This is a genomic window from Streptococcus sp. GMD5S (genome assembly GCF_000298715.2).
Classification (GTDB): domain Bacteria; phylum Bacillota; class Bacilli; order Lactobacillales; family Streptococcaceae; genus Streptococcus.
Genome location: NZ_AJRG02000010.1, coordinates 46515 through 66766 on the forward strand (window position 1 = coordinate 46515; position 20252 = coordinate 66766).

14 protein-coding genes are annotated in these 20252 nt (G+C 41.3%); 11 read left to right on the top strand and 3 right to left on the bottom strand.

Features of this window, described 5'->3' with window-relative positions; genetic code table 11:
- Window positions 1–3 precede the first annotated feature (3 nt).
- The 5 genes from scpB to GMD5S_RS0206150 all read left to right on the top strand — a co-directional run bounded on the left by scpB (window position 4) and on the right by GMD5S_RS0206150 (window position 3017).
- The gene (scpB, locus tag GMD5S_RS0206130) at window positions 4–573 is read left to right on the top strand and encodes an SMC-Scp complex subunit ScpB (protein ID WP_000105291.1); all 570 of its coding nucleotides are present in this window, start codon (window positions 4–6) and stop codon (window positions 571–573) included.
- Window positions 560–1282: a pseudouridine synthase gene (locus tag GMD5S_RS0206135; protein WP_001222228.1), complete on the top strand. Its 723-nt coding sequence runs from the start codon at window positions 560–562 to the stop codon at window positions 1280–1282. The genes scpB and GMD5S_RS0206135 overlap by 14 nt, the downstream gene beginning before the upstream one ends.
- A complete protein-coding gene (gene yidD / locus GMD5S_RS0206140) occupies window positions 1282–1533 on the top strand; it encodes a membrane protein insertion efficiency factor YidD (protein WP_000821629.1) in 252 nt (83 codons plus the stop codon). Before GMD5S_RS0206135 ends, yidD begins: the two co-directional genes overlap by 1 nt.
- Window positions 1534–1635: 102 nt before the next feature.
- Entirely contained in the window at window positions 1636–2700 is a 1065-nt protein-coding gene (gene pepA, locus GMD5S_RS0206145) for a glutamyl aminopeptidase (protein ID WP_000209189.1), read from the top strand.
- A gap of 20 nt (window positions 2701–2720) precedes the next feature.
- Window positions 2721–3017: a hypothetical protein gene (locus GMD5S_RS0206150; RefSeq protein ID WP_000840145.1), complete on the top strand. Its 297-nt coding sequence runs from the start codon at window positions 2721–2723 to the stop codon at window positions 3015–3017.
- Window positions 3018–3114: 97 nt separating this feature from the next.
- Here the strand turns inward: GMD5S_RS0206150 and GMD5S_RS0206155 are convergent, their stop codons facing one another.
- On the bottom strand, window positions 3115–4746 hold the full coding sequence (locus GMD5S_RS0206155; protein WP_000026662.1) for a Na/Pi cotransporter family protein: 1632 nt from the start codon (window positions 4744–4746) through the stop codon (window positions 3115–3117).
- A gap of 332 nt (window positions 4747–5078) precedes the next feature.
- Here GMD5S_RS0206155 and GMD5S_RS0206160 point away from each other — a divergent pair, with 332 nt between their 5' ends.
- Window positions 5079–9794 carry an endo-beta-N-acetylglucosaminidase gene (locus GMD5S_RS0206160; RefSeq protein ID WP_000792773.1) on the top strand — a complete coding sequence of 1572 codons (4716 nt, stop codon included), beginning with the start codon at window positions 5079–5081 and terminating at the stop codon, window positions 9792–9794.
- A 118-nt stretch (window positions 9795–9912) separates the two neighbouring features.
- Here GMD5S_RS0206160 and GMD5S_RS0206165 read toward each other — a convergent pair whose 3' ends face one another.
- Both GMD5S_RS0206165 and GMD5S_RS0206170 read right to left on the bottom strand, forming a co-directional pair.
- Complete coding sequence (locus tag GMD5S_RS0206165; protein WP_008292660.1) at window positions 9913–10281, bottom strand: hypothetical protein; 369 nt, start codon at window positions 10279–10281, stop codon at window positions 9913–9915.
- 84 nt (window positions 10282–10365) lie between these two features.
- Window positions 10366–11292, bottom strand: a complete 927-nt coding sequence (locus GMD5S_RS0206170; RefSeq protein ID WP_000764448.1) for a helix-turn-helix transcriptional regulator — start codon at window positions 11290–11292, stop codon at window positions 10366–10368.
- A 353-nt stretch (window positions 11293–11645) separates the two neighbouring features.
- Between GMD5S_RS0206170 and GMD5S_RS0206175 the strand changes: the two genes are divergently transcribed.
- The 5 genes from GMD5S_RS0206175 (at window position 11646) to glnA (ending at window position 20138) form a co-directional block, all read left to right on the top strand.
- Window positions 11646–12845: a phosphoglycerate kinase gene (locus tag GMD5S_RS0206175; protein ID WP_001096763.1), complete on the top strand. Its 1200-nt coding sequence runs from the start codon at window positions 11646–11648 to the stop codon at window positions 12843–12845.
- A gap of 165 nt (window positions 12846–13010) precedes the next feature.
- Entirely contained in the window at window positions 13011–17651 is a 4641-nt protein-coding gene (locus tag GMD5S_RS0206180; protein WP_016893770.1) for an antigen I/II family LPXTG-anchored adhesin, read from the top strand.
- A 141-nt stretch (window positions 17652–17792) separates the two neighbouring features.
- Entirely contained in the window at window positions 17793–18320 is a 528-nt protein-coding gene (locus GMD5S_RS0206185; protein ID WP_000119887.1) for an FUSC family protein, read from the top strand.
- A 76-nt stretch (window positions 18321–18396) separates the two neighbouring features.
- Window positions 18397–18753: a transcriptional repressor GlnR gene (gene glnR / locus GMD5S_RS0206190; protein WP_000664333.1), complete on the top strand. Its 357-nt coding sequence runs from the start codon at window positions 18397–18399 to the stop codon at window positions 18751–18753.
- Between the two features lie 38 nt (window positions 18754–18791).
- Complete coding sequence (gene glnA, locus GMD5S_RS0206195) at window positions 18792–20138, top strand: type I glutamate--ammonia ligase (RefSeq protein ID WP_001122883.1); 1347 nt, start codon at window positions 18792–18794, stop codon at window positions 20136–20138.
- Window positions 20139–20252 lie beyond the last annotated feature (114 nt).

The following is a 20252-nucleotide window of genomic DNA, read 5'->3' on the forward strand; positions in this document are numbered from 1 at the left end:
AAGATGAGTACTTTAGCAGAAATAGAAGCGCTCTTGTTTGTAGCAGGTGAAGATGGGATTCGAGTCCGTCAGTTGGCTGAACTCCTATCGCTTCCCCCGACAGGAATCCAGCAGAGTTTAGAAAAATTAGCCCAAAAGTATGAAAGAGACCAGGATTCGAGTTTGTCCCTGATTGAGACAGGGGGAGCATACAGATTGGTTACCAAGCCTCAATTTGCAGCGATTTTGAAGGAATACTCCAAAGCGCCCATCAACCAGAGTTTATCTCGGGCGGCCCTTGAGACCTTGTCCATCATTGCCTACAAGCAGCCGATTACGCGGATAGAAATCGATGCTATCCGTGGGGTTAACTCGAGCGGGGCCTTGGCAAAGTTGCAGGTCTTTGACTTGATACGAGAAGACGGGAAAAAAGAAGTGTTGGGTCGTCCCAACCTCTATGTGACTACGGATTATTTCCTAGATTACATGGGAATTAACCATTTGGAAGAATTGCCAGTGATTGATGAGCTTGAGATTCAAGCCCAAGAAAGCCAATTATTTGGTGAAAGGATAGAAGAAGATGAGAATCAATAAGTATATTGCCCACGCAGGTGTGGCCAGTAGGAGAAAAGCAGAAGAGTTGATCAAGCAAGGCTTGGTGACGGTTAACGGCCAAGTGGTGCGTGAACTAGCAACGACCATCAAGTCTGGAGATAAGGTCGAAGTGGAAGGTCAGCCCATCTACAACGAAGAAAAGGTCTACTATCTGCTTAACAAACCACGTGGAGTGATTTCCAGTGTGACAGACGACAAGGGCCGAAAGACTGTTGTGGATCTCTTGCCAAATGTTAAAGAACGCATTTACCCAGTTGGACGTTTGGACTGGGATACATCAGGTGTCTTGATTTTAACCAATGATGGGGACTTTACAGACGAGATGATTCACCCTCGTAATGAGATTGACAAGGTCTACGTTGCGCGTGTTAAAGGCGTAGCCAATAAGGATAATCTCCGCCCCTTGACTCGTGGACTTGAGATTGATGGCAAGAAAACCAAGCCTGCTGTCTATGAGATTCTCAAAGTGGATCCAGTAAAAAATCGCTCAGTAGTGCAGTTGACCATCCATGAAGGACGTAACCATCAGGTTAAAAAGATGTTTGAAGCTGTCGGCCTCCAAGTGGACAAGTTGTCTCGGACACGTTTTGGACACTTAGATTTGACAGGCCTCCGTCCGGGAGAATCTCGTCGCCTTAACAAAAAAGAAATCAGCCAACTACACACCATGGCGGTAACCAAGAAATAATGAAACGAATCTTAATAGCACCAGTACGCTTTTATCAACGTTTTATCTCACCAGCCTTTCCACCCTCTTGTCGTTTTGAGCCTACTTGTTCCAACTACATGATTCAGGCTATTGAAAAACATGGCTTCAAGGGTGTTCTGATGGGCTTGGCTCGGATTTTACGTTGTCATCCATGGTCGCCAATAGGAAAGGATCCCGTCCCAGACCACTTTTGCCTCAGACGAAATCATAAACAAAAAGAATCAGCCTGATTCTTTTTTGTATACTCTAGAAAGGAAGTTGGAAGATTAAGATTTTCACTATCCTTCTCCTATAAAAAGTGGTAAAATGGAGGACAGAAAGAAGGAACTGATATGACAACATTATTTTCAAAAATCAAAGAAGTAACAGAGCTTGCTGCAATCTCAGGTCATGAAGCGCCTGTCCGAACTTATCTTCGTGAAAAGTTGACACCACACGTGGATGAAGTAGTGACAGATGGCTTGGGTGGTATTTTTGGTATCAAACATTCAGAAGTTGCCGATGCGCCCCGTGTTTTGGTCGCTTCTCATATGGATGAAGTTGGTTTTATGGTCAGCGAAATCAAGCCAGATGGTACCTTCCGTGTCGTTGAAATCGGTGGTTGGAATCCCATGGTGGTTAGCAGCCAACGCTTTAAACTCTTAACTCGTGACGGTCGTGAAATTCCTGTGATCTCAGGTTCTGTCCCTCCACATTTGACACGTGGAACAGGTGGACCAACTATGCCAGCAATTTCAGATATCATTTTTGATGGTGGGTTTGCAGACAAGGCTGAGGCAGAAAGCTTTGGTATCCGTCCGGGTGACACCATTGTCCCTGATAGCTCAGCTATCTTGACAGCCAATGAAAAAAATATCATCTCAAAAGCTTGGGATAATCGCTACGGTGTCCTCATGGTAAGCGAGCTAGCTGAAGCTTTATCAGGTCAAAAACTCGGAAATGAACTCTATCTTGGCTCTAACGTCCAAGAAGAGGTTGGTCTGCGTGGCGCTCATACTTCTACAACTAAGTTTGACCCAGAAGTCTTCCTCGCAGTTGACTGTTCGCCAGCAGGTGATGTCTACGGTGGCCAAGGTAAGATTGGGGATGGAACCTTGATTCGCTTCTACGATCCAGGTCACTTGCTTCTCCCAGGTATGAAGGATTTCCTTTTGACAACAGCTGAAGAAGCTGGTATCAAGTACCAATACTACTGTGGTAAAGGCGGAACAGACGCTGGCGCAGCTCATCTGAAAAATGGTGGTGTCCCATCTACAACTATCGGTGTCTGCGCTCGTTATATCCATTCTCACCAAACTCTCTACGCGATGGATGACTTCCTAGAAGCTCAAGCTTTTTTGCAAGCCTTGGTGAAAAAATTGGACCGTTCAACGGTTGATTTGATTAAACATTATTAAGCATAAGGGAGGTGGTCGGGATGGCAGAACCAAACCTAGAAAGCCTTATAAGAGATCTCTACAACCATGCTCGTCAGGGTTTGAGTGAAGATTTAGTTGCTGCTCTCCTAGAGACTGCTAAAAAACTACCCACTACAAATGAGCAATTACTAGCAGTCCGTCTCTCAGGACTTGTCAATCGTGAATTGCTCATCAATCCCAAATACCCAGCACCTGAATTGATCAACTTGGCGCGCTTTATCAAAAGAGAAGAAGCCAAGTATAGAGGCACTGCAGTTTCTGCTATCATGTTTGGAGAACTCTTTAAAATGCTTTGATTCCATTGTGAATCAAAGCATTTTTTTATATGTCAGAAAAGAAATTCTTGATGAGGAGACGAAAAAAGCCATCCCATTCAGGATAGCTTTTTGTTTATTAGATTTGTTCAGCGATAACCTTTTCAGCTAGGTTCATAGCATGGTCAGACACACGAGTATAGTGGGAAATGATGTCGATAAAGTTGACTCCAGCTTGTGTAGAACACTCACCCTTGTTAAGGCGTTTGATATGGGTCTTTCTGAGAACACGTTCCATATTGTTGATTTCTTTATGGCGTTCAATCAGACTCTGAGCTTTTTCAATATCATTGTTTTCCACACTATCAAGGGCATCCTTGATAAATGCAGTTGTTGCTTGATAAATCTCAGCTAATTCCTCTAAAGCAGCATCAGAAAATTGAACATTCTTACGTTGGAGGTAGTCTGTTAGGTTGAGCAAGCCTTCTGCGTGGTCCCCAATCCGTTCCAAATCACGAGATGAATCAAGGATGTTAGTCAAGACTTCACTTTCCTTTTGACTCAAGGATTCGCTTGAGAGTCTGATGAGGTAACGAGTGAGTTTTTCATCGATGGTATTGATGGCTTCCTCTGTCTTGTGTCCTTTTTCAGCTACCTTTTCATCCAAACCGATGATATAGGTATAAGAAAGGTCAAAAGCTTTGGCTGCATAGTTCCCCAAGTGCAAGAGTTCTTTTTTGGCATTTCCTAGAGCTATAGAAGGAGATTGCTGGATAAGTTGCTCGTCGAGATAAAGGGGCTCGTACTTGACAACCTCGTCTTCACCAGGGATGAGCTTGGTTACAAAGTAGGCCAAGGCTCCGATGAATGGAAATTGTACAATGGTGTTACTTACGTTAAAGGCACCGTGCGAGAAGGCGATGGTCATCTCAGGTGAGAGGTGAAGGAGTGCCTGGAAGTACTCGATCATAGCAGTAAAGGGGCCTAATAAGATTAAGCAAAGAATAGTCCCTAAAACGTTAAAGGTAACGTGGGTTGCCGCAACGCGCTTTGCAGAGACATTGGCTCCAGCTGCCGCAATGATAACTGTTAGGGTTGTCCCGATATTATCTCCGAAAAGAACTGGTAGTGAACCTTTAAGGTCAAGGAACCCACCTGCATAGAGACCTTGCAAAATCCCGATAGTTGCAGAAGATGCCTGGATGAGGACGGTAATCACTGCACCAGCTACCACTCCTAAAATAGGATTTTGTCCCAAGGTTACCATATATTCCTTGAATTGTGGTAAATCTTTAAGTGGACTCATCCCGGCACTGATGAGGTTGAGAGCGTAGAAGATTCCCCCTACACCAAACAGGATGCGCCCGATATTGTTTGCTGTTCTGTTTTTTGTGAAGAAGAGGAACATGGTTCCAAGGAAAATCAAGGGTAAAGCATACTCGCCTAGTTTGAAACCGATGATAAAGGAAGTAACAGTGGTTCCGATGTTGGCTCCCATGATAATTCCGATAGCCTGTCTAAGGGTTAGAAGACTAGCGCTGACTAGCCCAACCGTGATAACTGTAACCCCTGTACTTGACTGAATCAGGGCAGTCACGACGATTCCGACTAGAACACCTAAAAAGGGATTGCTAGTGTACTTGTCAATGTAAAAACGAAGGCGATCTCCAGCAGCTTGTTGCAAACCGTCTCCCATGGTCTTGATACTGTATAAAAACAGTCCTAGACCTCCTAAAAAGTGAAATAAAATTTCCTGCCAATTAATGGACATTTCTTTTTCCTCCGAAAAATAATAACGGAATTTCTCCTATTCTATTTTAAAGGATAAAAGTAAATCTCACAAGTGTTTAGCTGAAATTTTCATAAGAAACAAGAACTTTCTTTCAAAATGAGAGGTAGTTTCCCTTTAAGATAGATGATTTATAGGATTGTGTCCAAATTTTACTGATTTTTATCCTAGTTATAGTTTTTGTGTCAAGTATATTGACAACGCTTTCATATAGGATAAAATGAAGATGATCCTGTTCTGGTGGTGTACATTGAGAACAGTTACTTTTTATCAAAAAGTAAAGCGCTTACTTTATATTTTATTAGGAGGATAAGATGAAAAATCTATTTTTTGAAAAACGTTGCCGTTACAGTATTCGTAAGTTGTCAATCGGGGCTTGTTCCTTGATGATTGGTTCAGCTCTATTTGCGAGCCCAGCTCTTGCCGAACAAGTCGCAGTCCCTGAAACAGCTACAAATACGAGCGCCCAAGCGACAAGTACTAGTGAAACAGCTAATCCAGATACTGCAGCCCTTGAAAAACAATTAGAGAAAACAGAGAACAAAGTAGCTGAGCAACCAATTTCAGAAAACCCTCCAACAATAACGGATCTGGTTAATGAAAAAGAAGAAGCAAAGCCAACTCCGACAGAAAAACCTGCTCAACCAACTGAAAAAGAAGAAGTCAAACCAGAGGAAACTCCTCAAGTGGCTGAGAAGAAAGCCGACAAACCGATTCTAGCAGACGTTCCTAAAAATGAAGAAAAGAGTCTCCGACCAAAAGAAATCAAATTTGATACTTGGGATGATTTGTTGAAATGGGAACCAGGTGCGCGCGAGGATGATCCCATCAATCGTTCCTCAGTTGAACTCGCCAAGCGCCATAGAGGTCAGTTGGTTAACGAAAAAGCAAGCAGAAGAGCCAAGGTTCAGGCGCTAGCAAATACCAACTCAAAGGCTAAAGACCATGCTTCTGTTGGTGGAGAAGAATTCAAGGCTTACGCCTTTGATTACTGGCAGTACTTGGATTCAATGGTCTTCTGGGAAGGTCTAGTTCCAACTCCAGATGTCATTGATGCTGGGCACCGCAACGGAGTTCCCGTTTATGGAACCCTCTTTTTCAACTGGTCAAATAGCATTGCCGACCAAGAGAAATTTGCAGCTGCCTTGAAACAAGACGCAGATGGCACCTTCCCTATCGCACGAAAACTTGTCGACCTTGCTAAGTACTATGGCTTTGATGGGTATTTTATCAACCAAGAAACAACGGGTGAATTGGTAGCACCTCTTGGTGAAAAAATGCGCCAATTCATGCTCTATACAAAAGAATACGCAGCCAAAGTCAACCACCCGATCAAGTATGCTTGGTACGATGCCATGACCTACAAATACGGTCGTTACCACGAAGATGGTCTAGGTGATTACAACTACCAGTTCATGCAAAAAGAAGGTGACAAAGTCCCTGCAGATCAATTTTTTGCCAATTTCAACTGGAACAAGGAAAAGAATGACCACTCCGTAGAGATGGCAAAATGGCTAGAACGTAGCCAGTATGATGTCTTTGCAGGCTTGGAATTGCAACAAGGTGGCTCTTATAAGACCAAAGTCAAATGGGATGCCCTCTTAGATGAAAAAGGCAAGTTGCGTTTGTCACTTGGACTTTTTGCACCAGATACGATTACCAGTCTAGGAAAAACAGGCGAAGACTACCACAAGAACGAAGACATCTTCTTTACAGGTTACCAAGGAGATCCAACGGCTCAAAAACCAGCAGATAAAGAGTGGTATGGAATTGCCAATTTAGTTGCTGACCGTACACCAGCAGTAGGACGTACCTTCACCACCTCTTTTAATACAGGTCATGGTAGAAAATGGTTTGTTGACGGTAAAGTTTCTAAGGATTCTGAGTGGAACTACCGTTCTGTTTCAGGTGTTTTGCCAACATGGCGCTGGTGGCAGACTTCGACAGGTGAAAAACTTCGTGCAGAATATGATTTTACAGATGCCTATAATGGAGGTAACTCCCTTAAATTCTCAGGTGATGTAGTTGGTAAGACGGACCAGGATGTGAATTTGTATTCTACCAAACTAGAAGTAACAGAGAAAACCAAACTTCGTGTTGCCCACAAGGGAGGAAAAGGCTCTAAAGTTTATATGGCCTTCTCTACGACTCCAGACTACAAATTTGAGGATGCAGCTGCATGGAAAGAACTGACTCTCTCTGATGACTGGAAGAATGAAGAATTTGACCTCAGCTCACTAGCAGGTAAAACCATCTATGCAGTCAAACTCTTCTTCGAGCATGAAGGAGCTGTAAAAGATTATCAGTTCAACCTAGGTCAATTAACCATTTCAGACAATCACCAAGCGCCACAAGCCCCGACAGGTCTCTCTGTAGTGAAACAATCTCTCAAGAATGCCCAAGAAGCTGAAGCAGTGGTTCAGTTTGCGGGTAACCAAGATGCAGATTTCTATGAAGTCTACGAAAAAGATGGGGATAACTGGCGTTTGTTGACAGGATCATCTGCTTCCGCTATCTACTTGCCAAAAATTAGCCGCTCTGCTAATGCGACTGGTAGGATTCAGGAATTGAAAGTCGTTGCGGTTGGTAAAAATGGACTTCGTTCTGAAGCTGCGACGGCATCCTTTAACTGGGGGATGACAGTTCAGGATACGACTCTCCCAAGACCTTTAGCTGAAAATATTGTTCCAGGGGCAAAGGTTATCGATAGCACTTTCCCAAATACTGAAGGTGGAGAAGGCATCGAAGGTATGTTGAACGGTACCATTACTAGCCTGTCAGACAAGTGGTCTTCAGGACAATTGAGCGGTAGTGTCGATATTCGTTTGACCCAACCACGTCGTGTTGTCAGATGGGTAATGGATCATGCGGGAGCTGGTGGAGAATCCGTAAACGACGGTTTGATGAACACCAAAGACTTTGATCTTTACTACAAGGATACAGATGGCGAGTGGAAGCTAGCTAAGGAAGTTCGTGGCAATAAAGCGCACGTGACAGATATCACTCTTGACAAACCAATCACCGCTCAAGACTGGCGCCTAAAAGTTATCACTTCAGATAATGGAACACCTTGGAAAGCCATTCGTATATACAACTGGAAGATGTACGAAACCTTGGATACAGAAAGCCAAAATATTCCAATGGCTAAGGTAGCTGCCCGTTCACTTGGAAACCATCAAGTTCAACTAGGCTTCTCTGATGTTCCAGCGGGTGCAACTATCACCGTTTACGACAAGGCAGATTCACAAACACCAATTGCAACCTTGAAGACTGAAACTGGAGGCGACTTGCCAACAGCACCATTGGCTTTTGACAAGCAACCAACTCTCCTCTACTATCGTACCAAACTACCTGGCAAAGAAATCAGTAACACCTTGGCAGTAGCGATTCCGCAGGATGAGAGAAAAATTGCTGCAGTTAGTCTCGAAAAAGGACCTAAGAAGATAGTTTATAAAGAGGGAGAAAAGCTTGACCTTAGAGGCGGCACTCTCCGTGTTCAATACGAAGGGGGACAAGCCGATGAGCTCATCAACCTTACTCACTCAGGTGTGACAGTATCTGGCTACAACGCTCATCAAAAAGGGGAACAAAAGCTCACAGTTAGCTATCTAGGACTTTCGGTTACTGGTGACTTAAAAGTACAAGTGACTGGTCAAGATGAAGGAAAACCGAAAGAAGTAGCGGGCTTGTATATTACTAAGAAACCAAAAACAGACTATCTAGTAGGAGATCAACTGGATTTCTCTGAAGGTCGCTTCGGTGTTCTCTATGATGATGAGACAGAAGAGGCTCACAGCTTTACTGATAAAGATGTTGAAATTACAGGCTACGATGCTCAGAAGACTGGACGCCAGACCTTGACCTTGCATTACAAGGGACATACTGCTGAGTTTGATGTCTTGGTTTCTCCAAAGGCTGCAGTTAATGATGAATACCTCAAACAAGAAATCACTGCTGCCCAAGGTCGCCAGTCAACCCTTGCATATACCTTCTCAAGTGAGGACAAACAAGCTGCACTAGTAGAGAAACTTAATGCAGCGAAAGCTGTTGCAGAAAACCATGATGCCAGTCAAGAAGAAGTCAATCGGGCTTTGAATGAGTTGAAACAAGCAGGGACAGCCTTGGATGGAAATCAACGTTATCAGACAGCTAGAGAAGAATTGGAAGGTTTGCTCGAATCTGTCCGTGAAAAAGATCCTAAAGCTGAGTTGATTGCCCAAGCAGAAACTTTGTTGGCTTCAGAGATGCCAACTCCACAAGCTTTTGCGGAAATGAAAGAGAAGCTAAATAAGAAACTAGCTCCTGCAGAAGAAAGTCACCATGTTGGAAGCGTGGATCCAAATGAAGTGGCTCCAACGGTTGAGGCACTCCCTGAACTAGTTATTGAAACTGAAACAACAGCCTATGAACGTCAGGAGCGACCAAACGCCGAATTTCTCAAAGGACAACGCCGTGTTGTGCAAGCTGGAGTTGAAGGTCAAGTTCGTCGTTTTGTAGAAGTAGATACCAAAGACAAACGCACTCTTCGTTCGACTGAGGTAGTCAAGGAAGCAATCCCAGAAATCACAGAAGTAGGAACAAAAGTTCTATCAAGCAACCAACCAGCTGAAGGTGTGAAAGATTTAGTTCTAGAAACTCCGAAACTGGAAATTGAAGAGGGGACAGTTTCCTTCGAACATCAGGAACGACCAAATGCAGCCTTTCTCAAAGGACAACGTCAGCTAGTACAAGTAGGAGTGGAAGGACAAGTTCGCCAATTTGTAGAAGTTGATGCTCAGGGCAAACGCACCCTTCGTTCGACTGAAGTTCTCAAGGAAGCGATCCCAGAAATCACAGAAGTTGGAACGAAAGAAGAGCAAGTCTCACAAACAAGGGATCAAGCGCTTTTAGCAACGCCAGCAAAAGTTGAAGAAACAAGCAAACAACTGCCGAATACTGGTGCAGAAACAGATGCTAGTCTAGTAGCGCTGGGACTTCTCGGACTAATGAGTGGCTACGGTTTGCTCTCTAGAAAGGGGAGAGAAAACTAATCAGATTTACGAATCTTGGATTTTCTTATAAAAATAAAAAAACAAGGTTTGACTGTAGATTAGTCAGACCTTGTTTTTAGTTTTGAAATTGAAGAGTAAATTTGAAGCTAGATTTTTGTTATTCAATTCCTTGGATAAATTTTTGGAAACGATAGGTGTCGAAATAAATATTGGATGCAACTAATTTATCAAACTCATCGAATTTCAGAAATTCTGCGACATCCAGTTCTAGTTCTTTTCCTTGAGGAGAATGTAGACGGTAGCGATTTAAAGCTGAGACTGTTCGACCATCAACAAGTAATTGCTTCACTTCAAGATGCTTGCTCAAAGCATAGAATTGGCCTGCGCCTTGCAAATAAATATTACGTCCTTGTCGAATTTCTATACTATCGCACATGCCATAATCAAAGTTTTCAGCTACGAAATCTTCCCAGCCTCCCTCATTTACTGCCGTAAAATAGCTTTCTGCAAGTGTTTTTGTATCCATTTGGAACCTCCTGTAAAATAATTGGGCTATGATGAATATCACGAAATATTTTGCCCACTTAAGAGTATACAAAAGGCAATATGACTACAGGTTGTCATATTGCTGAAGATTTTTTTTGAGAGTACTGACCAGTAGATTTTGTAAGTGACTTGGGGATACGACCTTTACTTGATAACCAAAACTTAATAGTAAATCAAAAAATGAAGGAGTTAAAGCTCTAAATGCCTGAACTTTTATTATTTCGTCCTCGACTCTGATTTCTTCTTCCGTGAAGTGATCGTAGATTTTTGGAAGTGCAAATCTTGTAAAAACTAGTTCGATTTCTTCTCTTTGCCCCTCCACTTTATTTTTGGGGGGATTTAAAAAAAGCTCTAACTTTTCTTGAGATAAACGTGGATAATCGAATGATTTATCTTTTATCTCCACTGGTTCTAGTTCTCGAATTCGAGTTAATTTAAAAATACGAAAATCTAATTTCTCTAAGCAGTAACCGATAACATACCAAGCATTCAGTTTATAGATCAATCTGTATGGAATAACTGTTCGCTGACTTTTCTCTTGTTTTTTCGAATAGTAAGAAAAAGAAATCATCTGTTCAGTTTGTATCGCTTCCTCAATTTCTAGTAAATAATTTGTATTAAGAGTCCAGGAACTGAGATCAAAGTAAAAAGGACTGTTTGCTCTTGTAATTTCTTGAGAAGACAGCTTGTGCTCGATACTGTCAAGACTTGAATGACCAACGATTTTACTAACATTTTGGCTCATATTAATGATAAACTGTCTCTCTTCCTCAGTGAAATAGTTTCTGTCTATCTTATAGTCGCTTGGTATATAGAAACCTCCCTTATCTCCACGTTCCGAATAGATTGGAATCCCCGCTAAACTGAGTGTATCCATGTCTCTATATACAGTTCGAGTAGATATTTCAAACCTCTCTGCAATCTCTTTAGCTGTTATTCTCTTCTTATTTAAAAGAGACAGTAAAATATAGATTAGTCTTTCTAATTTCATGGTAGCAATTCCTCTTCTTTTAATCTCAAATAGTACAAACTGAAGAAACTATTTTAGTTATATTGTATAATAAGAAACCTAGCAATTCAAAAAGAAGGACTGTAGAGTTTAGAATATTAAGGATTAAAATATTAGAAAAAGAATGGTATAGAAGTAATTAGGCAGATCAATCAAGAAATTTGCCTAAATTATTCCAACCGAATTATGTGAAAATTTCTATTTCCCGAACTGCAATCCTAGATTTTTAGGTTAATAAATAGAGGAAAGAACAAGAAAAGTTTAGGGTTTTTCTATCTCTTTTGCTGATTTTGTGATATAATTAACACGTATAAAAAAAGAAGGAGTCATATCTAATGGCAAAATTGACTGTTAAAGACGTTGACTTGAAAGGGAAAAAAGTTCTCGTTCGTGTTGACTTCAACGTACCTGTTAAAGATGGCGTGATTACCAATGATAATCGTATCACTGCAGCTCTTCCAACTATCAAGTACATCCTTGAACAAGGTGGACGTGCAATCCTCTTCTCTCACCTTGGCCGTGTAAAAGAAGAAGCAGACAAAGCTGGTAAATCACTTGCTCCTGTAGCTGCTGACTTGGCAGCTAAATTGGGTCAAGACGTTGCTTTCCTTCCAGGTGTCACTCGTGGTGCTGAATTGGAAGCTGCGATCAACGCTCTTGAAGATGGACAAGTTCTCTTGGTTGAAAACACTCGTTACGAAGATGTTGACGGCAAGAAAGAATCTAAAAATGATCCTGAACTTGGTAAATACTGGGCATCACTTGGAGATGGTATTTTCGTAAACGATGCATTCGGTACAGCTCACCGTGCACACGCATCTAACGTTGGTATCTCAGCAAACGTTGAAAAAGCAGTTGCTGGTTTCCTTCTTGAAAACGAAATTGCCTACATCCAAGAAGCAGTTGAAGCTCCAGAACGTCCATTCGTAGCAATCCTTGGTGGTTCAAAAGTTTCAGACAAGATCGGTGTTATCGAAAACTTGCTTGAAAAAGCTGATAAAGTTCTTATCGGTGGTGGGATGACTTACACATTCTACAAAGCTCAAGGTATCGAAATCGGTAACTCACTTGTAGAAGAAGACAAATTGGATGTTGCGAAAGCTCTTCTTGAAAAAGCAAACGGCAAATTGATCTTGCCAGTTGACTCAAAAGAAGCAAACGCATTTGCTGACTACACTGAAGTGAAAGACACTGAAGGTGAAGCAGTAGACCCAGGTTTCCTTGGTTTGGATATCGGTCCAAAATCTATCGCTAAATTTGACGAAGCTTTGACTGGTGCGAAAACAGTTGTATGGAACGGACCTATGGGTGTATTTGAAAACCCTGACTTCCAAGCTGGTACAATCGGTGTCATGGATGCTATCGTGAAACAACCAGGCGTAAAATCAATCATCGGTGGTGGTGACTCAGCTGCTGCAGCCATCAACCTTGGCCGTGCAGACAAGTTCTCATGGATCTCTACTGGTGGTGGAGCATCAATGGAACTCCTTGAAGGTAAAGTTCTTCCAGGATTGGCAGCTTTGACTGAAAAATAAATAGTTTAACTAAAAGAAGATGGTGTGATCATCTTCTTTTTAATTTAATTTATAAATAGGTGGAATTTTTCTATAAATAAAAAAAAGAGTAAATATTTGCATCCTGCCTTGTAAAGTGCTAGAATGAGGAGTAATGACTAAATTTAGATAAGGAAAAGGATTATAATGAAAAATAAAAAAGAAGTCTATGGATTTCGTAAAAGCAAAGTTGCCAAAACTTTGTGTGGTGCTGTTTTAGGAACGGCTTTGATTGCTTTTGCAGACAAAGCAGTATTTGCTGATGAAGTTACAGAGACAACTAGTACAAGTACGGTTGAGGTAGCTACTACAGGAAACCCGGCTACAAATTTACCTGAAGCTCAGGGTGAAATGAGCCAAGTTGCCAAAGAAAGCCAAGCTAAGGCTGGTTCTAAAGACTCAGCTTTGCCAGTAGAAGTATCATCAGCTGATTTGGATAAAGCAGTTGCTGATGCAAAATCTGCAGGAGTTAAGGTAGTTCAAGATGAAACAAAAGACAAAGGAACAGCCACAACTGCTACAGAGAATGCTCAAAAGCAAGATGAGATTAAAAGCGACTATGCTAAACAGGCTGAAGAAGTAAAGACAACAACTGAAGCATATAAAAAAGAAGTCGCAGCTCATCAGGCTGAAACAGATAAAATCAATGCTGAAAACAAAGCAGCGGATGACAAGTACCAAAAAGATCTAAAAAGTCATCAAGAAGAAGTTGAAAAAATCAACACTGCTAATGCAACAGCTAAAGCAGAATATGAGGCTAAGCTAGCACAATATCAAAAAGATTTAGCAACTGTCAAAAAAGCAAATGAAGATAGTCAACAGGATTATCAAAATAAACTTTCAGCTTACCAGACAGAATTAGCTCGAGTACAAAAAGCTAATGCTGAAGCTAAAGAGGCTTATGATAAAGCAGTAAAAGAAAACACAGCTAAAAACGAAGCGCTTAAAGCTGAAAATGAAGCGATTAAACAGCGTAATGAAACTGCAAAAGCGAATTATGAAGCAGCGATGAAGCAGTATGAAGCAGACCTTGCAGCTATTAAGAAAGCTAAAGAGGATAATGATGCTGATTATCAAGCTAAATTAGCAGCTTATCAAACAGAATTGGCACGTGTTCAAAAGGCTAATTCTGATGCAAAAATAGCCTATGAAAAGGCTGTTGAAGAAAACACAGCTAAAAACAATGCTATCCAAGCTGAAAATGAAGCTATTAAACAACGAAATGAAACAGCCAAGGCAACTTATGAGGCTAAAATAGCACAATACGAAAAAGACTTGGCAGCAGTCAAACAAGCGAATGCAGCTAACGAAACAGACTACCAAACTAAGTTAGCGGCTTATCAGACAGAACTAGCTCGTGTTCAAAAGGCAAATGCTGATGCTAAAGCAGCTTATGAGAAGGCTGTTGAAGAAAACACAGCTAAAAATGCAGCGCTCCAAGCTGAAAACGAAGAAATCAAGCAACGGAATGCCGCGGCTAAAACTGACTATGAAGCAAAATTAGCTAAATATGAAGCTGATCTTGCCAAATATAAGAAAGAGTTGGCTGAGTATCCGGCTAAGTTGCAGGCTTATGAAGATGAGCAGGCCAAAATTAAGGCTGCATTGGTAGAACTTGAAAAGAATAAAGATCAAGATGGTTACTTGTCTAAGCCATCTGCTCAGAGTCTGGTTTATGACTTAGAATCGAATGCTCAACTTGATCTCAAAACGGAAGGAAAACTTCTCACTGCAGCAGCAGTTGATGAAGCCTTTAAGAAAGACACAGACCAATATGGCAAGAAAAATCTTCAGTTAGACAATCTAAATGTCAAGAACTTGGAAAACGGTGCAACTACTTCTTCAGTGGAATTGTATGGTAACATCAATGATAAATCAGACTGGACGACTAATGTAGGAAATAAAACAGAGGTTAAATGGGGCTCTGTGCTTCTAGAACGTGGGCAAAGCGTAACTGCAACTTATACTAACCTTCAAAATTCATACTACAACGGTAAAAAGATTTCCAAGATTGTTTACAAATATACTGTAGATCCTTCTTCGCAATTTAAAAATCCTACTGGAAAAGTTTGGTTGGGAATCTTTAGTGACCCAACTTTAGGGGTTTTTGCTTCAGCCTTTACGGGTCAGGTAGAAAAAGATACGTCAATTTTCATTAAAAATGAATTCACCTTCTACGATGAAAATGACCAACCAATTAATTTTGACAATGCTCTTCTTTCAGTAGCCTCACTTAACCGTGAACACAACTCTATTGAGATGGCCAAGGATTATAGTGGTACTTTTATCAAAATTTCAGGTTCATCTATTGATGAAAAAGATGGAATGATTTATGCTACCAAAACCCTCAATTTTAGAAAAGATCAGGGTGGATCTCGTTGGACTATGTATCCTAGAGCAAATGAACCTGGATCGGGGTGGGATTCATCAGATGCACCAAACTCTTGGTATGGTGCAGGTGCTATTAGTATGTCCGGTCCTACGAATCACGTTACAGTTGGTGCAACATCTGCTACCAATGTGATGTCTGTAGCAGAAATGCCTCAAGTACCTGGAAGAGACAATACTGAAGGTAAAAGACCAAACATCTGGTACTCACTCAATGGTAAGATTCGTGCCGTTAACGTTCCGAAAATTACCAAGGAAAAACCAACTCCACCAGTTGAACCAACTGCTCCACAAGCTCCTTCTTATGAAGTAGAAAAACCATTGGAACCAGCTCCAGTAGCACCAAACTACGAAAATGAGCCAACTCCACCGGTAAAAACTCCAGATCAACCGGAGCCGTCAAAACCGGAAGAGCCAACATATGAGACAGAGAAGCCATTGGAGCCAGCACCAGTAGCACCAAACTACGAAAATGAGCCAACTCCACCGGTAAAAACTCCAGATCAACCGGAGCCATCAAAACCAGAAGAGCCAACATATGAGACAGAGAAACCATTGGAACCAGCTCCAGTAGCACCAAGCTATGAAAATGAGCCAACTCCACCGGTAAAAACTCCAGATCAACCAGAGCCATCAAAACCAGAAGAGCCAAACTATGATCCATTGCCAACTCCGCCGGTAGCACCAACTCCTAAGCAGTTGCCAACACCACCAGCGGTGCCAACAGTTCACTTCCATTACAATCGTCTATTTGCACAACCTCAGATTAATAAAGAAATTAAAAATGAGGATGGAGTAGATATCGATCGTACTCTCGTTGCTAAGCAGTCTGTAGTGAAGTTTGAGTTGAAAACAGAAGCGTTGACAGCTGGTCGTCCAAAAACAACTTCGTTTGTATTGGTAGATCCACTTCCAACTGGCTATCAGTTTGATTTGGAAACAACCAAGGCTGCAAGCAAAGGTTTTGAAACAAGCTATGATAAAGCTAGTCACACTGTAACCTTTAAGGCTACTGAGGAGACCTTGGCTGCTTTCAATGCAGATTTGACAAAGTCCTTTGAGACTCTATATCCAACTGTTGTTGGTCGTGTCTTGAATGATGGGGCGACTTATACGAATAACTTTACATTGACAGTCAACGACGCCTACGGTGTCAAGTCAAACATTGTTCGTGTAACGACTCCAGGTAAACCAAATGATCCTGACAATCCAAATAACAACTACATCAAGCCTTTGAAAGTTAACAAGAACAAGCAAGGTGTGAATATTGATGGCAAAGAAGTTCTAGCTGGTTCAACGAACTACTATGAACTCACATGGGATTTGGACCAATACAAGGGAGATAAATCTTCTAAAGAAGCGATTCAAAATGGTTTCTACTATGTGGATGATTATCCAGAAGAAGCCTTAACCCTTCAACCAGAATTGGTTAAGATTCGTGATCTAGAGGGCAATCTTGTACCAGGTGTCAGTGTTCAACAATTTGATAGTTTAGAAGCTGCGCCTAAGAAGGTTCAAGATCTGTTGAAGAAAGCAAACATCACTGTTAAAGGTGCTTTCCAACTCTTCTCAGCTGATAATCCAGCTGAATTCTACAAGAACTATGTAGCAGCAGGAAAATCATTGCTAATCACAGATCCGATGACAGTTAAACCTGAATTTGGTCAAACGGGTGGTAAGTATGAAAACAAAGCCTACCAAATTGATTTTGGAAATGGCTATGCTACAGAAGTAGTTGTCAACAACGTACCGAAAATCACACCGAAAAAAGATGTGACAATCAGTATGGATCCAAGCAGTGACAATATTGATGGCCAAACAATTCCGTTGAACCAGTTCTTCAATTATCGTTTAATCGGTGGTTTGATTCCACAAAATCATTCTGAGGACTTGAATGACTATAGTTTTGTAGATGATTATGACCAAAAAGGTGATCAATACACTGGAAACTATAAAGTTCTTGCCAAGGTTGATATCCGATTGAAAGACGGTCGTGTTATTAAGGCAGGGACAGACTTAACAGCTGAAACACAGGTTGAACATAATCAAGATAAGGGAATGATTACAATTCGCTTCAAGGAAGAATTCCTTCAAGAGATTCAGTTGGATTCTCCATTCCAGGCTGAGACTTATATTCAAATGAAACGAATTGCTGTCGGAACCTTTGAAAATACCTATGTAAATACTGTGAACAAAGTTGCTTATGCTTCAAATACAGTTCGCACGACAACGCCAGAACCTAAGAAACCAGAGGAGCCAACAACTCCTACTCCAAATCCAAAAGGGAATCCTACTCTACCTCAAACAGGTACAAATGATTCAAGCTACATGCCATATCTTGGTCTAGCAGCTTTAGTAGGAGTTTTAGGACTTGGTCAGTTGAAACGTAAAGAAGATTAAAGCAACTAAGCTCTGAATTTAAATAGAAAAGAGGAACTCTGTTTCCTCTTTTTTGTACCCCTAAATTAAAAACGCTTCCTATTGATTTTCACTCATAAAATCAACTAATTTATGTTAAAATGGTAGTAGAAAGTTGAGATTATGAGTTATTTTAAAAAATATAAATTTGATAAGTCACAGTTCAAGCTTGGTATGCGAACCTTCAAAACAGGGATTGCCGTATTTATAGTTCTCTTGATTTTTGGTTTTTTTGGCTGGAAGGGGCTTCAAATCGGAGCATTGACAGCAGTCTTCAGTTTACGAGAGAGCTTTGATAAGAGCGTCCATTTTGGAACTTCGCGTATCTTAGGAAATAGTATTGGCGGTTTTTACGCCCTTGTCTTTTTCCTCTTAAACACTTTATTTCATGGAGCCTTTTGGGTAACTTTACTAGTTGTTCCGATTTGCACCATGTTAACCATTATGACAAATGTCGCCATGAACAACAAGGCAGGAGTTATCGGTGGTGTAGCGGCTATGTTGATCATTACCCTATCAATACCGAGCGGAGAAACATTTTTGTACGTGTTTGCACGTGTATTTGAAACATTTATGGGAGTTTTTGTCGCAATCCTTGTAAATTATGATATTGAGCAACTGAAACTCTTTTGGGAGAAAAAAAGAAAATAATGTTACATTTTATGACATTATTCGTTGACGTATGTCTTTTTTTAGACTATAATAGACAGGAAGAAGGAAATTGTAAATGAAGGAAAGAGAATTTCGCCGAAATATGGCTGTTTTTCCTATCGGCAGTGTTATGAAATTGACCGATCTCTCAGCGCGTCAGATTCGTTATTATGAAGATCAAGAGTTGATCAAACCTGATCGAAACGAAGGGAACCGTCGCATGTATTCGTTGAATGACATGGATCGTCTGCTTGAAATCAAAGATTATATCTCTGAAGGTCATAATATTGCTGCGATTAAGAAAAAATATGCTGAACGCGAGGCGAAGTCCAAGAAAGCCGTGAGTCAGACGGAAGTGCGTCGCGCACTCCACAATGAACTCCTCCAGCAGGGGCGCTTTGCTTCAGTACGGTCACCCTTTGGTCGCGGTTAGGCAATCGCAAGTAGTCATATATATTAAGGAGAAAACCCATGCCAATCACAGCTGCAGATATTCGTCGTGAAGTCAAGGAAAAAAATGTTACCTTTATTCGTCTCATGTTTTCAGATATCCTGGGGACGATGAAAAACGTCGAAATTCCTGCTACAGATGAACAGTTAGATAAGGTCTTGTCAAATAAAGCCATGTTTGATGGATCTTCTATTGAAGGTTTTGTACGTATTAATGAGTCAGATATGTACTTGTACCCAGACTTGGATACATGGACAGTCTTCCCTTGGGGAGATGAAAATGGAAGTGTTGCAGGTTTGATCTGTGATGTCTATACAACAGAAGGCGAACCCTTTGCAGGTGACCCACGTGGTAATCTGAAGCGTGCACTTCGTCATATGGAAGAAGTAGGATTCAAATCCTTCAACCTTGGTCCAGAGCCAGAATTCTTCCTATTTAAGTTGGATGAAAATGGCGACCCAACACTTGAAGTGAATGACAAGGGTGGCTACTTTGATTTGGCGCCTACTGACCTTGCGGACAATACACGTCGTGAAATCGTGAATGTCTTGACCAAAATGGGATTTGAAGTAGAAGCGAGTCACCACGAGGTTGCGGTTGGACAACATGAAATTGACTTCAAGTATGATGAAGTCCTTCGTGCCTGTGACAAGATTCAAATCTTTAAGCTCGTAGTAAAAACCATTGCTCGTAAACACGGTTTGTACGCAACCTTTATGGCAAAACCAAAATTTGGTATTGCTGGATCAGGTATGCACTGTAATATGTCCTTGTTTGATGCAGAAGGAAACAATGCCTTCTTTGATCCAAATGATCCAAAAGGAATGCAGTTGTCTGAAACGGCCTACCATTTCCTTGGCGGTTTGATCAAGCATGCTTACAACTATACTGCTATCATGAACCCAACAGTTAACTCATACAAACGTTTGGTTCCAGGTTATGAAGCACCTGTTTACATTGCTTGGGCTGGTCGTAACCGTTCGCCACTTGTGCGCGTGCCGGCTTCACGTGGTATGGGAACTCGTCTTGAGTTGCGTTCAGTGGACCCAATGGCAAACCCATACATCGCTATGGCGGTTCTTTTGGAAGTTGGTTTGCATGGTATTGAAAACAAAATCGAAGCACCAGCTCCTATCGAAGAGAATATCTACATCATGACAGCAGAAGAGCGTAAGGAAGCTGGAATCACTGATCTTCCATCAACTCTTCACAACGCTTTGAAAGCTTTGACTGAGGATGACGTGGTCAAGGCAGCCCTAGGTGAACACATCTACACTAGCTTCCTTGAAGCGAAACGTATCGAGTGGGCCAGCTATGCAACCTTTGTTTCACAATGGGAAGTTGATAATTATCTTGATTTGTATTAAGAACATAAAAAAGATTATCTAATGAACCGCACCCCAAAAGTTAGACAGAAAAAATCTAACTTTTGGGGTGTTTTTAAATGAAACTAACTTATGAGGATAAAGTTCGAATCTATG